This window comes from Amycolatopsis sp. cg9, assembly GCF_041346945.1.
In the GTDB taxonomy this organism is placed as follows: domain Bacteria; phylum Actinomycetota; class Actinomycetes; order Mycobacteriales; family Pseudonocardiaceae; genus Amycolatopsis.
Window position 1 is genome coordinate 10,363,144 of the sequence record NZ_CP166850.1, and the last position, 14,731, is coordinate 10,377,874.

The 14,731-nt window shown below is 71.0% G+C and carries 12 protein-coding genes and 1 pseudogene; 6 read left to right on the plus strand and 7 right to left on the minus strand.

The window, feature by feature from the left end:
• Window positions 1-84 precede the first annotated feature (84 nt).
• From AB5J73_RS47230 to AB5J73_RS47250, 5 genes are all read right to left on the minus strand, one after another.
• Window positions 85-1,281: an amidohydrolase family protein gene (locus AB5J73_RS47230; RefSeq protein WP_370966612.1), complete on the minus strand. Its 1,197-nt coding sequence runs from the start codon at window positions 1,279-1,281 to the stop codon at window positions 85-87.
• Entirely contained in the window at window positions 1,278-2,498 is a 1,221-nt protein-coding gene (locus AB5J73_RS47235; protein WP_370966614.1) for a MalY/PatB family protein, read from the minus strand. Before AB5J73_RS47235 ends, AB5J73_RS47230 begins: the two co-directional genes overlap by 4 nt.
• A 174-nt stretch (window positions 2,499-2,672) precedes the next feature.
• Window positions 2,673-3,122, minus strand: a complete 450-nt coding sequence (locus AB5J73_RS47240; protein WP_370966616.1) for an NUDIX domain-containing protein — start codon at window positions 3,120-3,122, stop codon at window positions 2,673-2,675.
• Window positions 3,119-4,501, minus strand: a complete 1,383-nt coding sequence (locus tag AB5J73_RS47245) for an FAD-binding oxidoreductase (RefSeq protein ID WP_370966618.1) — start codon at window positions 4,499-4,501, stop codon at window positions 3,119-3,121. Before AB5J73_RS47245 ends, AB5J73_RS47240 begins: the two co-directional genes overlap by 4 nt.
• A gap of 21 nt (window positions 4,502-4,522) precedes the next feature.
• The gene (locus AB5J73_RS47250) at window positions 4,523-5,851 is read right to left on the minus strand and encodes an MFS transporter (RefSeq protein ID WP_370966620.1); all 1,329 of its coding nucleotides are present in this window, start codon (window positions 5,849-5,851) and stop codon (window positions 4,523-4,525) included.
• 183 nt (window positions 5,852-6,034) lie between these two features.
• On the opposite strand from AB5J73_RS47250, the gene AB5J73_RS47255 reads away from it, so the two are divergent.
• The 3 genes from AB5J73_RS47255 to AB5J73_RS47265 all read left to right on the plus strand — a co-directional run bounded on the left by AB5J73_RS47255 (window position 6,035) and on the right by AB5J73_RS47265 (window position 9,046).
• Window positions 6,035-6,688, plus strand: coding sequence for a sigma-70 family RNA polymerase sigma factor (locus tag AB5J73_RS47255; RefSeq protein ID WP_370966622.1), 654 nt, complete (start codon window positions 6,035-6,037; stop codon window positions 6,686-6,688).
• A gap of 51 nt (window positions 6,689-6,739) precedes the next feature.
• A complete protein-coding gene (rfbB, locus tag AB5J73_RS47260; RefSeq protein WP_370966624.1) occupies window positions 6,740-7,738 on the plus strand; it encodes a dTDP-glucose 4,6-dehydratase in 999 nt (332 codons plus the stop codon).
• A gap of 87 nt (window positions 7,739-7,825) precedes the next feature.
• Window positions 7,826-9,046: a class I SAM-dependent methyltransferase gene (locus AB5J73_RS47265; protein WP_370966626.1), complete on the plus strand. Its 1,221-nt coding sequence runs from the start codon at window positions 7,826-7,828 to the stop codon at window positions 9,044-9,046.
• A 174-nt stretch (window positions 9,047-9,220) separates the two neighbouring features.
• Here the strand turns inward: AB5J73_RS47265 and AB5J73_RS47270 are convergent, their stop codons facing one another.
• On the minus strand, window positions 9,221-10,330 hold the full coding sequence (locus AB5J73_RS47270) for an acyltransferase family protein (RefSeq protein WP_370966628.1): 1,110 nt from the start codon (window positions 10,328-10,330) through the stop codon (window positions 9,221-9,223).
• A gap of 252 nt (window positions 10,331-10,582) precedes the next feature.
• Between AB5J73_RS47270 and AB5J73_RS47275 the strand changes: the two genes are divergently transcribed.
• From AB5J73_RS47275 to AB5J73_RS47285, 3 genes and pseudogenes are all read left to right on the plus strand, one after another.
• The gene (locus AB5J73_RS47275; protein ID WP_370966630.1) at window positions 10,583-11,836 is read left to right on the plus strand and encodes a cytochrome P450; all 1,254 of its coding nucleotides are present in this window, start codon (window positions 10,583-10,585) and stop codon (window positions 11,834-11,836) included.
• A gap of 23 nt (window positions 11,837-11,859) precedes the next feature.
• Window positions 11,860-12,009 (plus strand): annotated as a pseudogene (locus tag AB5J73_RS47280) (hypothetical protein); the annotation flags it as partial.
• Between the two features lie 39 nt (window positions 12,010-12,048).
• Window positions 12,049-13,008 (plus strand): class I SAM-dependent methyltransferase, encoded by a 960-nt coding sequence (locus AB5J73_RS47285; RefSeq protein WP_370973566.1) that lies wholly within the window; start codon window positions 12,049-12,051, stop codon window positions 13,006-13,008.
• Window position 13,009: 1 nt separating this feature from the next.
• On the opposite strand, the gene AB5J73_RS47290 is transcribed toward AB5J73_RS47285, so the two are convergent.
• A complete protein-coding gene (locus AB5J73_RS47290) occupies window positions 13,010-14,599 on the minus strand; it encodes an MFS transporter (protein ID WP_370966632.1) in 1,590 nt (529 codons plus the stop codon).
• Between the last annotated feature and the right edge of the window lie 132 nt (window positions 14,600-14,731).

The window sequence follows — 14,731 nt, forward strand, 5'->3', positions numbered from 1 at the left end:
CGGGCAGGCGGGCAGGCACCGACGTCCCCAATGACTCATTCGGGACACCAGAGGTCCCCAATGAGTCATTCGCGACCCCGGAACTCAGCCCACCACCCGGCCCCGGGCCACGACCAGCCGCACGTTCCCCAGCACCGACGTCGAGACCCGCGGATCCCCGGCCACCACCAGCAAGTCCGCGGCCAGCCCGGGCCGCACCCGGCCGGTCACCGACGACAACCCGAGGATGTCCGCCGCGCCCGAGGTCGCCAGCTCCAGGACCCGGGCCGGGCTGAAGCCCAGCCACTCGTACATCCCCAGCAACCCCGCGTACTCGCCGAACACCGCGTTCCGCACGCCGCCGTCCGAGCCCGGCAGGATCGGGACGCCGAGTGCGTCGAGCCAGGCGATCCGGTCGAACAGCGGCCGGGCCGCCGCCTCGCCGAGCGTGGCGCGCTGCACCAGCCAGTCGCGCGGCCCGGCCGTGCAGCACGCGGCGATGCCGGCGGAAGCCATCCGGCGGGCGATGTCCTCGCGGCGGTGCCACTGCGCGTCGCCGGCCAGCCAGTAGCAGTGCTCGATCGTGTCCGCGCCCGCGTCGACCGCGAACTCGATCGACTCCGTGCCGTGCGCGTGCGCCGCGACCGGGAGGCCGAGCGCGTGCGCCTCCGCGACGACCGCCTTCACCTCCGCCGGGGTGAACTGGGACTCCCACATCGCCGCGCCGCCCGGGGTGAGGCTGCCGCCGCTGGCCATCACCTTGATGACGTCCGCGCCCGCTTCCGCGTTGGCCCGGACCAGGTCCCGCATCGCCGCTTCACCGGCGACCTCGCCGCCGAAGAACCAGCAGTGGCCCCCCGGCGGGGTCAGCGGGGCCAGCGCCGCGAGGATGCGGGGGCCCGGCCGGGTGCCGGCGTCGATCTCGCGGCGCAGGCCGGTGATCCGCGGCGGCCGGTCGCCGAGGTCGCGGACCGTCGTCACGCCGGACGCGACGAGCCGCGCGGCCCGCTCCGCCATCCCCGCCTCGACTTCGCCGGGACCGGCGGCGAGCAACCCCGTCACCGGGTCGCTGCCGCCGTCCATGGCCAGGTGGACGTGCCCGTCGATCAGGCCGGGCACCAGCGTCGCGCCGGGGAAGGCCAGGCGCCGCGCGGATTCCGGCGCCCCGACGGACCCGCGCGGGCCCGCCGCGGCGATCTTCCCGTCCGCCACCAGGACGGCCGCGTCCGGGACGCAGTCGCCGAGCGGGCCCCGGAGGAGCCGGTCCACCTCGATCAGCAGCGGCGGCTCCGGAGCAGTCATGCCAAGGACGATAGCAACGGGACGCTGCGCGCCACGCGGCCTTTGAGTTCGCAGAGCAACGGCCAAGAAGTCGCGAAGTTCAGCCGCGCGTACCCCTGCCCGAGGCGCCCGAACGACTCGCCGGGGCTCAGCTCGATCCCCGCGTTCTCGCGCACCACCGACGTCGGGTCGGCCCAGCCGAACGCCCGGAAGTCCAGCCACGCCAGGTAAGTCGCCTCCGGCAGGTGGTAGCGCACCATCGGCAGCTCGGTCCGCATCGTCTCGGCGACCATGTAGCGGCTGCGGTCGAGGTAGGAAACCGTCGCGTCGAGCCACTCGTCGCCCTGCGTCCACGCGGCCACCGTCGCGGCCGCGCCGAAGATGTTGACCGAACCGAGCAGGCCCGCCTGGACGTCCACCACCGCGTGCATCCACTTCGGACCGAGGTGCGCCACCGCGCAGCGCAGCCCGGCCAGGTTGAACGCCTTGCTCGCGCCGTACACGGTCACCGTGCGGGCACCCATTTCCGTGCTCAGCGAAGCGAACGGGATGTGCCGGTGCGGCGCGAACGTGAGGTCGGCGTGCAGCTCGTCGGAGACGACCAGCATGTCGTTCCGCTCGACGGCGGCGGCGAGCGCGGTCAGTTCCGCGCGGGTGAACACGCGCCCGGTCGGGTTGTGCGGGCTCACCAGCAGGAGCAGCTTGGCGCCGGCCAGCGCCGCGTCCAGCTGCCCGGCGTCGAACCGCCAGCCGGCTTCGGTGTCCTCCATCGGGATCGGCACGACCCGGCGGCCCAGGCTGGTGATCATCTTGGTGAGCGGGCCGAACGCCGGGGTGTGGATGGCGATCCCGTCGCCGGGCCGCGTCGCCGCTTCCAGCACCACGCGCACGGCCTGCGCGACGTTCGTGAACTCGCGCACGTCACCCGGGTTCACGAACCAGCCGTAGCGGTCGGCCATCCGGTCGACGAAGGCTTCGCGCACGGTCCGCGCGCCCGTCGGCCAGTCCGGGTAGCCGAAGTCGCCGCTCGAGATCAGGTCGTGGAGGGAGTCCCGGATCGGCTCGGCGACCGGGAAGTCCATGTCCGCCACCCAGGCCGGCACCACGTCCGGGCGCACGACCTGCCACTTCGCCCCGGGCCGGGACCGCAGTTCAGGCTCCGACAACGCCGAGAACGCTTGATGCAGCCGCGATCGCGCCGCCGGCACCAGCGTCGCGCTCGCCTGCTCGATCGTCATGACCGCACCTCGTTTTCGTCTCCACCCAGTTTGTGTTGCCCTGCTCATGTGACGGCTCGGGCGTGCAAAACTCATCGGTACCGGGCGAAAAATCCCCTGACTGCCGCGTTCTTCCCGGTCAGGGCACGGGAAGAGCCCAGCCGGAGCCGGGCTCTTCTTCGCACGTGCGGACTTTCAGCCGTTCCCGGCCGGTTTCCCGCGCTCCAGCGAGAGGGTGCGGGACGTGCCGTGCGCGACGGTGAACCGGGCCGCCAGCTCCGGCGGCAGGTACTCGGCGAGCCGGGCCACCGGGACCCACTCCGAGCGGTCCAGCCCGTTGCGGCCGAGCGTCAGCCGGATGTCGTCGTCGGCGAGCTCACCGCCGTCGAACACGTAGAGGAACTCGTCGCCGTCGTCACCCGGCACCCAGTCGACGACGACCAGCCCCGCCGGTTCCCGGTCAAGACCGAGGTCCTCGCCCAACTGGCGCCGCGCGGCCGCGGCCGGCGACTCGCCGTGCCCCACCAGCGCGCCCGGGATGTCCCAGCCGTTCTCGTAGATCGAGCGGTGCAGCAGCAGCACGGTGTCGCCGCGGGTGAACAGCGTCCCCGCGCACACCCGCGGCGCGGGCGTCGGGTCACTCATGAACCCTCTCCTTCCTGGCCGCGCCGCTCGCCGAGCGGCACGGACTGGGCGAACCGGAACAGTCCGTCCGGGTCGTAGTGGGCCTTGACCGCCCGCAGCCGGGCGAGGTTTTCGCCGTAGTAGGCCGAAGGGGCGTCTTCGAGGTCCGGGTCGGGGAAGCCCGGGTAGGCCCCGCCGGTGCCCCACGGGCGCGCGAGCTCCCACGAGCGGTTCAGCCACTTGCGCGTGTCGGCCGGCTCGAGGTCGGCGTCGATGTCGGCGGCGTGCTTGAGCAGGTACTGCGCGGTCCGGTGCGGGAAAGCCGTCGCGGTCGGGTCGAGGTCGTTGTACGCGCCGCCCGAAGGCAGCAGCTCCAGGGACCGGCCCTCCCCCGCCTTGCGCCCGTCGTCGAACCCGCTCAGCAGCGCCTCGACGACGTCGGCGGGCAGCGGCCGGGCGATGAACTCCGCCCGGCTGTACAGGTGCGCGCCCGGGTGGTCGTCGCCCGGCCCGTTCTCCGCGAGGTACGCCTTGGTTTCGCGGTAGGGCAGGGTGACGCGGGTGTCGGTGACCGGCGCGGGCAGGGAGCGCACGAACTCCGCCACCGACTCCGCCCCGCCGGTCAGCGTGCCGAACAGGTGCGTGACGGGCTCGTCGGCCGGGTTCGCCGACGCCGTCACCATCAGGCTCGGAGCCACTTCGCGCGGCGCGCCGGCGAGCCACTCCTGCCAGGCGAGCACGAGCGCCGGGGCGTGCTCGCGGCCCCACGTGAGGTGGAAGCTGGTGGCTTCCGGCGCCGGCACGGGGTCGAAGACCAGCCGTGTCACGACGCCGAAGTTGCCGGTGCCCGCCCCGCGCAGCGCCCAGAACAGGTCCGGCTCGCGGTCGGCGTCGCAGTCGACGACCCGGCCGTCCGCGAGGACCACCGTGGCCGCGCGCAGCCGGTCCAGCGCGAAACCGTGCCGCCGGCCGAGGATGCCCATGCCGCCGCCGAGGGCGTGCCCGGCGAGGCCGACGGTCGGGCCGCAGCCGGCCGGGATCGTCCGGCCGTGCGGCGCCAGCGCGTCGTAGGCGTCGGCGAGCCGCGCGCCCGCGCCGACCACGAGCTGCCCGGCTTCGACGGTCGCCGTCGCCATCGGCCGGGTGTCCAGCAGGATCCCCGTGGTCGACGAATGCCCGGCGAAGTCGTGGCCGCCGCCGCGGATCGCCAGTGGCAGCCCGGTTTCGCGGGCCGCGGCCACGGCCGCCGCCACGTCGGCGGCGCCGGCGCAGCGGACCACGACGGCCGGGCGGACGGTTTCGTACCGGGCCATTTCGGGGCGGCGGGCCTCGTCGTAGCCGGCCGAGTCCGGGGTGAGGAGCTCACCCGCCAGCCGCCGCTCCAGCGCGTTCCAGTGCACCAGGATCGTCCTTCCTCGCGGTCAGGCAGCTTCGTCCGTGCGTTCGGGGGTGCCCGCCGCGGCCGCGGGGGCGGCGGCCGGCGAGACCGCCGCGACCGGCCGGCTGCGGAGCAGCAGCAGGAAGGTGACGATCGGCAGGATCCCCATGATCTCCGACATGATCGAGTACCCGCCGGCGCCGAGCAACGCCGTGCCGCCGATGGTGCCGGTCGCCGACACGCACCAGACGACGGCGTCGACCGCGCCGACGACCTGCCCCTGGCCGTTCGAGGCCAGCGTCGTCGCGAGCGTCCGGCTGCCCGCCATGAACCCGAGGTTCCAGCCGTAGCCGAGCAGGAACAGGGAGATCGAGCCGAGCACCGTGTGGGACATGGTGGAGCCCGCGCCGATCGCGGCGGCGAGCACGAGGACCGCGAGGCCGGCGAACATCACCTTGCGCGCGCCGATCCGGTCGATCATCCAGCCGGTGAGCGGGGCGAAGATGAACATGCCGCCGGCGTGCGCGGCGAGCGCGGCGCCGACGACCACCAGGGTGCCGTCCTTCAGGATGATGTCCATCGGGGCCGCGGTCATGATCGCGACCATGATGAGCTGGCTGACGATCATGACCAGCAGCAGCATTCTCGCCGAACCGGAGCGGAACACCGAGCCCAGCACCGCCAGCTGCGAACCCTCACCGCGCGGGGCCTTGTGCCGGGGCAGCGTGATCCCGCCGAGGCCGGCGACCGCGCTGACCACCGCGGCGAGCAGGAACGGCCCGGAGAGCTCGGGCAGGCCGAACGACCCCATCAGCGAGCTCATCGGGTAGAGCAGCAGCGGCCCGCCCACCGACCCGACCGCACCGGCGGCGACGACCAGCCCGAGCGCGTACCCGCTGCGGTGACTGGGGTAGAGCTCCGCGGCCGCGTACCGCGAGACGATCGAACCGCCGACGCCGAGGCCGAGCACGAACATCCCGCCGTCCAGCAGGGGGATGCTCTCGATCAGCGTCGCGGTGAAGCAGATCAGGCCGCCGAGCGTCCCGACGGCGAAGGCGACCATCAGGCTCGCCCGCCAGCCCAGCCACGACGTCGCGCGCACCAGCAGCAGCGCGCCGAGGCCGGTGCCGAGGATGGTCAGCGTCTGCGGGAACGCGCTCCACATGACGCCGACGTAGGGCTCGGCCCAGATGGTGCTCGTCGGCGCGACCGCCGCCATCGCGGCGTTCATCAGGGTGGCGGTGGTGAACAGCGCCATCATCCCGCGGCGGCGTGCCGAGATCTCGGCACGGGTCGCCGTGTCGGCCGGCGCTGCTCCGGCGGCTCCCAGTCCTGGTGACACGACTTCCTCCCGGCCATCGGCGTCAACCACTTCGTTCATCGTGCTGGAGGTCCGCGACCGGCACATCTCCCGCGTTGCCGAACGAAGAAGCCGTGGCGCCGGCAGACCGAGCGGGCAGGACTCGCCGGGGCCTGCGGCGGAGCGCAACCCAGGAGTGGGGCACCGTCCACCGCGCTGCGAGCCTGGACCGGGGATGCGAGGGGAGTACGACGAGTGGACGACAGACCGGACCGGGCGAGCGCCGTCCCCGCGGGCGACGAGCGCGCGTTCGGCAGGCTGCTCGAACGGCACCGCCACGAACTGCGCGTCCACTGCCACCGGCTGCTCGGTTCCCGCGACGAGGCCGAGGACATGGTCCAGGAGACCTTCCTCCGCGCGTGGCACAAGCGGGAGCAGTACGCGGGCCGCTCCACCTTCCGCGCCTGGCTGTACCGGATCGCCACCAACTGCTGCCTCGACCACCTCGCCCGGCAGCCGGCGGCGGACGAGCTCGGCGCGGACGGCCCGGAGCCGAGCACGCCGGGCGCGGACGCCGCCGTCCTCGCCCGGGAGGTGCTCGAGCTGGCGTTCCTGACCGCCCTGCAGCACCTGCCGCCCAAGCAGCGCGTGGTGCTCGTCCTGCGCGACGTGCTCGGGTGGTCGGCCAAGGAGTGCGCGGACGTGCTCGAGGTCAGCGTCGCTTCGGCCAACAGCGCGCTGCAGCGGGCGCGTTCGACGATGAAGCGGCACCTGCCCGGCGCGCGCAGCGGACGGGCGCGGCCCTCCGGCGCGGAACGCGTCCTGCTCCGCCGGTACATGGCCGCGCTCGACCGGTCCGAAGTGGACGTCGTGGTGGAACTGCTCGACCGGGACCGGCCGGCGGCGTGACCCGCACGTGAGGAGACGCTCCGGCGCACGGGACTGTGGAACCGTGCCCGCATGCGGCGGATGCTGGTCACGGGCGGAGCGGGGTTCATCGGCGCGAACTTCGTGCTGGACACCATCGAAAGGCGGCCGGACACGGAAGTGACCGTGCTGGACGCGCTCACCTACGCGGGCAACCGCGACAACCTCGCGCCGGTCGCCGACCGGATCACGTTCGTGCACGGCGACATCTGCGACGCGGGGCTCGTCGACCGGCTGGTCGGCGCCACCGACACCGTCGTCCACTTCGCGGCCGAGTCCCACGTGGACAATTCGCTGCACGACCCGTCGCCGTTCATCCGGACCAACATCTTCGGTACCTTCACCATTCTGGAGGCGGTCCGCAAGCACGGGCGGCGGCTGCACCACATCTCCACCGACGAGGTGTTCGGCGACCTGCCGCTCGACGCGGTGGAACAGTTCACCGAAGAAACCGCCTACGACCCGTCGAGCCCGTACTCGGCGAGCAAGGCGAGCTCGGACATGCTGGTCCGCGCGTGGGTCCGCTCGTACGGCGTCGAGGCGACGCTTTCCAACTGCGCCAACAACTACGGCCCGTACCAGCACGTCGAAAAGCTGATCCCGCGCCAGGTGACCAACCTGCTCACCGGCACCCGGCCGAAGCTGTACGGCGCCGGCGCCAACGTCCGGGAATGGACCCACGTCGCCGACCACAACGACGCCGTGCACCGGATCATCGATGGCGGCCGCGCCGGCCACACCTACCTCATCGGGTCCGGGGACGAGCGCAGCAACAAGGAAATCGTGGAGCTGATCCTCGAGCTTTCCGGCCTGCCCACCGACGCCTACGACCACGTCGAGGACCGCCCAGGCCACGATCTGCGCTATTCCAACGATTCCACCAAGGTGCGCACCGAACTCGGCTGGCAGCCGCGGTACGCGGATTTCCGCGCCGGACTGGCCGCCACCCTCGATTGGTACCGCGAAAACGAATGGTGGTGGAAACCGCAGAAAACGGACACCGAGGCCAGGTACGGGATTCTCGGGCGCTAGCTCGCAATCGCGGAGACGCCGCCGCGGAACCGGGCGCCGTACGTTTGTCCACCGGAGCACCGTACGGCTAGCCCGAAGGAGTAGGTCGTGAGTAAAACGCTCTGCCAGACGTGTGGGGACGTGGAGGTCCGCAAGTTCCTCTCACTCGGCCAGCAGCCTTCGTTCCATTTCCCGGCGAATCGGGAAGAAGCGGAGAACGAACGCCTCTGGCCGCTCGAGCTGGGTTTCTGCGAACAGTGCAGCCTGGTGCAGGTCTTGGAGTCGGTCAGCGAGCGCATCCTGTTCTCGGGCGACTACCACCACCTGGCCGGCCTGACCGCCGGCTACCACGAGCACCTGCAAGGTCTCGCCGACACCCTCGCCGGTCTGTTCGACTCGACCGACGGCCGGTCCGTCGTCGAGTTCGGCAGCAACGACGGCAGCCTGCTGGACAAGCTGGCCGCGCGCTCGTTCGACGTCCTCGGCGTCGACCCGGTCGGTCAGGTGACCGCCGCCGGGTCCCAGGTCGTCAAGGACTACTTCAGCTCGACCGTCGGGGCCGAACTCGCCGCCACCCGCGGCAAGACCGACCTCGTCGTCGCGCTCAACGTGTTCGCGCACGTCACCAACCTGCACGACGTGCTGGACGGCGTGACCACGATCCTCAAGGACGACGGCCTGTTCGTCACCGAGTCGCACTACCTGGTGGACCTGCTGGAGACCCTCCAGTACGACTTCGCCTACCACGAGCACTCGCGGTACTACTCGGTCACGGCGCTGGACGAGGCGTTCCGGCGGCACGGCCTGGAGACGGTCAAGATCGAGCGGATCCCGACCCACGGCGGGTCGATCCGGGTCTACGCCGGCTTCGCGGGCGCGCACGAGGTCGACCAGTCCGTCATCGAACTGCGCGAGCTCGAGGACTCCCTCAAGCTGCGCGACTCGATGATCTACACGCAGTTCGCCGAGCGCGTCGAGCAGCACCGCGAGAAGCTCAACGAGCTGGTCCGGTTCCTGAAGAACACCGGCGCGCGCGTCGCGGCGGCGTCCGCCCCGGGCCGCGCGGTCACGATGCTGAACTACTGCGGGCTCGGCCCGGACGACATCGACGTCGTCTCGGAGATCAGCCCGCGCAAGATCGGCAAGCTGTTCCCCGGCACGCACATCCCCATCATCAGCCAGCAGGAGCTGGCCGGGGACAACCAGCCGGAGTACGCGCTGCTGATGTCCTGGCACATCGCCGACGAGGTCATCACCAACCTGCGCAACGAAGGCTTCCGGGGCACGCTCATCGAGCCGCTGCCGGAGCCGCGGATCCTCGAGCGCTGAGGCCGCACCGCCGTACGGGCAGCCACTGGCCCCGTCCCTCTCCGGAGGGGCGGGGCCAGTGGCTTTCCCGCGCCCGGCTGAAGGGGACGTTCAGTGCATCAGACGCGCTGAAGGGGACTTTCCTCGCATCTGGTGCGAGGAAAGTCCCCTTCAGCGCAGTGCCGGTAGCGCGGGCTAGCTCGCCCGGGGTGCGGGGATCCGCGCGGGACGCGCCCGGCTGAACCGGCGCATCATCGGCGTCTCGACGAACCGGTACAGCAGCCACCCGACGAACAGGGTCACCACGAACAGGCCGATCAGCACCAGGATCGCGAGCGGGGTGCTCAACACGGCGTTGCCCATCAGAGACCGCAGGTAGAAGATCGTCACGCCCTGGGACAGGTAGAACCCGAAGGACACGTTGCCGAGCCAGACGGCGACCCGGCCGCGCAGCCGGGTGCGCGTGCCGCGCAGGTCCGCGTTGGCGAAGGACGCCACCATCACCGCGATCGGGATCAGCGTCGCGAAGTTCAGCGAGAACTGGAACGGCACGAACATCGAAGCGACGTACCCGACCACCATGAACACGACCGACGCGGCCGGCTTGATCCCGATCCACTTGCCGGCCAGCACGATCCGGGCCAGCACGGCGCCGAGCACGAACTCGAACAGCCTGCCGACCGGCAGGAAGTAGCCGAACCAGTACTGCAGCGGCGAAATCGGGATGTTCGGGTTGGCGCCGTCGCTCGGCACGACGAACGTCGCGACGAGCTGGTAGGCGAAGAGCCCGGCCACCATGATCCCGGCCCACAGCCACAGGCGACGGACGTCCATCCGGAGGATCGGGCGGATGATCAGCGGGAACAGCACGTAGAACAGCAGCTCGCCGCCGAGCGACCACGACGGGGTGTCGACGCTCATGGCGATGCTGAAGTCCGGGAACCACGGGTGCACCAGGAACAGGTTGGGCAGCCACGCTTTCCAGCTGGTGTACGCGGCGGCGAACAGCACCATCGCCGCGACCCACATCGCCAGGTGGTTGGGGAACACCTTCACGATGCGGCGGCGGATGAACGCCCGCGCCCGCTCGCCGGGTTTCACCGACCAGGACAGGACGAACCCGCTGAGGACGAAGAAGAAGGAGACACCGACGAAGCCGCCGGTCCCGAAGATCGCGCCGTACCACTTCGCGACGTCCACGTCGGCGAACGGGTTGATCGGCCCGGTCGGCAGTGCCGGGTTCATCATGATCCCCGTGTGGAAGAGGAACACGACGAACGCGGCGTAGAACCGCAAGCCGGTCAACGAATCGAGTTTCCTCGGCGCCCCCAGGTGGTGGGGCTCGAGGGGTACTTCCACAGTTTGCGCCATGCCGGCTCCTGCTCTTGGGATCGCTCGAGGCAGCCGAAGCTGATATTCCGTTTTCACTCTTCCCGTGCCATCCGGTGGCGGCGTCTCCCCGCGTGCCGCCCTCGCGCGCAACCTCGAAGGCGCGCGGACGGACCGGCGTCTGCGATAGTCGGCGGTACACCGTACTTTGGCGTGGAGGCCGGAACCATGACCACGATCGACCTTTCCGATTTCGAAGGCTTCTGGGCCAAGCCCCTCGACTACCGGCACGCCGCGTTCGACGAGCTGCGCGCCCGGCCGGGGCTGCCGTTCTTCGAGGAGCCCGAATTCGGCTCGCTGCCGCGTGGCCGCGGCTACTACGCGGTGACCAAGATGGACGACATCCTCTTCGCCAGCCGCAACCCGGGCACGTTCATCTCCGGCAAGGGCAACGCCACGCCGGTCGACATGCCGGCGGAGTTCCTCGACCAGTCGATGATCTCGATGGACGACCCCCGCCACGCCCGGCTGCGGCGCATCGTTTCGCGCGGCTTCACCAACAAGAAGATCAAGTCTCTGCACGACAACGTGGCCCAGGTGGCCAAGGAGATCGTCGACGAGGTGATCGACCGCGGCGAGGGCGACGCGGTCGAGGACATCGCCGCGAAGCTGCCGCTGCGCATCATCTGCGACATGATGGGCGTCCCGGAGGCCAGCCAGCAGTTCGTCTTCGACCAGACGAACAAGATGATGGGCGTCCAGGACCCGGAGTACGTCCCCGAGGGCGAAGACGCGTTCGAGGCGCTGTTCAAGGCCGTGCAGGAGCTGACCAACCTGCTGCACGAGCTGGCCGCCAAGCGCGCCGAAAACCCCACCGACGACATGATTTCGCAGCTGATGACCGCCGAGGTCAACGGCGAGTCGCTCACGCCGAACGAGCTGGCCCAGTTCTTCATCCTGCTCACCGGCGCCGGCACCGAGACCACGCGCAACGCGATCACCTGGGGCATCCACCTGCTGACGCAGCACCCCGAGCAGCGCGAGGCCTGGCTGGCCGACATCGACGGCGTGACCCCGACCGCGGTGGAGGAGATCGTCCGCTGGACGACCCCGGTCATCGCGCAGCGGCGCACCATCGCCGAGGGCGCCGAACCGGTCGAGCTCTCCGGCCAGCTGCTCGTCCCGGGTGACAAGGTGATGATGTACTACTGGGCGGCCAACCGGGACCCGAAGTACTTCACCGACCCCGCGGGCTTCGACGTGCGCCGCGACCCGAACCCGCAGATCGGCTACGGCGGCCCGGGCCCGCACTTCTGCCTCGGCGCGCACCTGGCGCGCCTCGAGATCGGCGTGATGTTCCGCGAGCTGCTGACCCGCATCCCGGACCTGCGCTCGACGGCGGAGCCGGCGCGGCTGACGTCGCCGATGATCAACGGCATCAAGCGCCTGCCGGTGGCCTTCACCCCCGGCGGTGCGCGGTAGCCGTCGGCTTCTGCCGGACGTGCCCGGGCGTCGAGGTCCACGAGTTCCTCGCGCTCGGGCCGCAGCCGGCTTGCCTGTTCCCCGCGGACGCGGCGGCCGAGCCCGCGTGGCCGCTCGACCTCGCTTTCTGCCCGCGCTGCGGCCTGGTCCAGATCGTGGCGCCGGTGAGCGAACGCGTGCTGTTCGCCGGCGACTACCACCACCTCGACGGGGTGACCGGCAGCTACCGGCGGCACCTGCGCGACCTGGCGGCGGACCTCGCCACCGCGTACCCACGCGCCTCGGTCGTCGAGATCGGCAGCAACCACGGGGTCCTGCTCGCCGAACTGGCCGCCCGGGGGCTCGACGTGCTCGGCGTCGACCCCAATGGCTTCGGCGCGGCGCCGGTCGTGCGGGAGTTCTTCGGCGCGGAGACCGCCCGGCGGCTGTCCCCTGTGGACATCGTCGCCGCGGTCAACACCCTGGCCTACGTCGAGGACCCGGCCGACTTCCTGAGCGGGGTGCGCGCGATCCTGCGCGACGACGGGCTCTTCGTCTCGGAGTCGCACTACCTGCCGGATCTCCTCGAAACCCTGCAGTACGACTTCTTCTACCACGAACACCCTCGGTACTACTCGCTGACAGCGCTCGAGGCCGCCTTCGCCCGGTACGGGCTGGAGGTGTTCCGCGCCGAGCGGATCCCCACCCGTGGCGGTTCCCTCCGCGTCTACGCCGGATCCGCCGGCAAGTGCACGGTGGACGAATCGGTGACCGCGTTGCGGGAGTTCGAGAAAACCCTGGCGCTGACGAGTGCGGTGACCTACCGGACGTTCGCCGCACGCGTGGCCGAGCACCGCGAACGCCTGCGCGGGTTGCTGGCCGAGGTGACGCGGGACGGTTCGCGCGTCGCGGCCGCGACGTCACCGGCGCGGGCGACGACGTTGCTGACTTACTGCGGACTGGGACCGGCCGACCTCGAGTTCGTTTCGGAGGTCAACCCGCGCAAGATCGGCCGGTTCTCGCCGGGCGCGCACCTCCCCGTGGTCGCCCAAGAGCGGCTGTGCGGAACGGACCAGCCGGAGTACGCGCTGCTGCTGTCCTGGCACATCGCCGACGAGCTGATCTCCCTGCTGCGCGCCGACGGGTTCCGGGGGCGGTTCATCGTCCCGCTCCCGGAACCCGTCGTCGTCTGAGCTACACGGTCTCGCCGGCCGGCACTTCGTCCGGAATGGACTCCGCTTCCGGCGCGGGTTCCTGACCGCTCTTCGGCACGTGCCGGAACAGCAGCAGCGCCACCGTCGCGAGCACCACCATGAGGACCGCGCAGACGATCGCCACCCCGGCGAACCCGCTGGTGAAGGCCTCGCGGATGGCGGTCAGCAGCGAACCGGCGAGGTCACCGGGCAGGCTGCCGGCCGCGGCCGTGCCTTCGGCGATGCCCTCGCGGGCGGCCGCGGCGACGTCGGACGGCACCCCGGCCGGGACCTCGGCCGTGCCGCGGTAGACGGCCGTGGCGATGGACCCGAACGCGGCGATCCCGAACGCGACCCCGAGCTCGTTGCTCGTCTGCGAGATCGCGCCCGCCGCCCCGGCCTTCTCCGGCGGCGCCGAGCCCATCACCAGGCCGATGCCCAGCACCAGCATCGGCGAAAGACCGGCGGTCGCGAGGACCGTGCCGAGCACCGTGATGACCAGCCCGCCGCTCGCCGGCACCTGCGTGAGCAGCACGAAACCGACCAGGGAGACCATCATCCCGGCGGCGATGACGACCGCGGGGCGGAACCGCTGGGCCAGGCCCGGCGACACCATGTACCCGGCCACCATGCCGACGGTGTAGGGGATCAGCCACAGGCCGGAGTTCAGCGGCGACAGGCCGAGCACCAGCTGCAGGTACTGGTTGAACAGCAGGATGATGCCGCTGATCGTGGACCCGCCGAGCAGCATCATGCCCAGCGCGCCGCTGAAGGCCGGGCGGCCGAGCAGCCGCACGTCCAGGAGCGGGTCGGCCAGCCGCCGCTGCCGCCGGACGAACGCCACCCCGAAGAGCAGGCCCGCCGCGAGGACCACCAGCGACACCACGACCGAGCTGCCGCGCGCCAGTTCCTTGAGGCCGTAGATGACCGGCAGGATGGTCGCCATCGACAGCACGATGCTGAGCAGGTCGAGCTTGAAGCCGGCGCCGGCGGCCCGGTGCTCGGGCAGCAGGATCGGGGCCACGACCAGCAGCAGCCCCATCACCGGCAGGCCGAGCAGGAACACCGAACCCCACCAGAACGCCGACAGCATCACGCCGCCGACGAGCGGGCCGATCGCCATGCCGACCATGAAGAAGCTGGTCTGGACGCTGATCGCGACCGCACGCTGCTTCGCGTTCCGGAACATCGTGGAGATCAGGCCCAGCATCGTGGGCATCATCGTGGAGCCGGCGATGCCGAGCCCCGCGCGGGCGGCGATCAGCATCTCCGCGCTGGACGACCAGGCCGCCACCGCCGAAGCGACGCTGAACAGCGCCGCGCCGATCATCAGCAGCCGCCGGTGCCCGATGCGGTCGCCGAGGTTCCCCATGGTGACGAGGAGACCGGCGATGGTGAAGCCGTAGATGTCGACGATCCACAGCATCTGCGCGCTGCTGGGGTGCAGGTCCGCGGTGACGTGCGGAATCGCCAGGATGAGGACGCTCAGGTCGAGCGACAGCAGCAGGGTCGGGAGGATGAGAACGGCGAGGCCGATCCACTCCTTCTTGCCCGCCAGCTCGCCTGGGGACGTCGAGCTGTTGGTGGTCATGATCCCCTTTAGGTGTTTTGTCTGAATCGTTTCAAGAGTCACTTGGCGTGACTCGTCCAACACTGATCGTCGGTCACTCTCGATGACGGCCGCATCTTTCTCATTGCTCTGCGTCACGAACTCCGCAAGCAA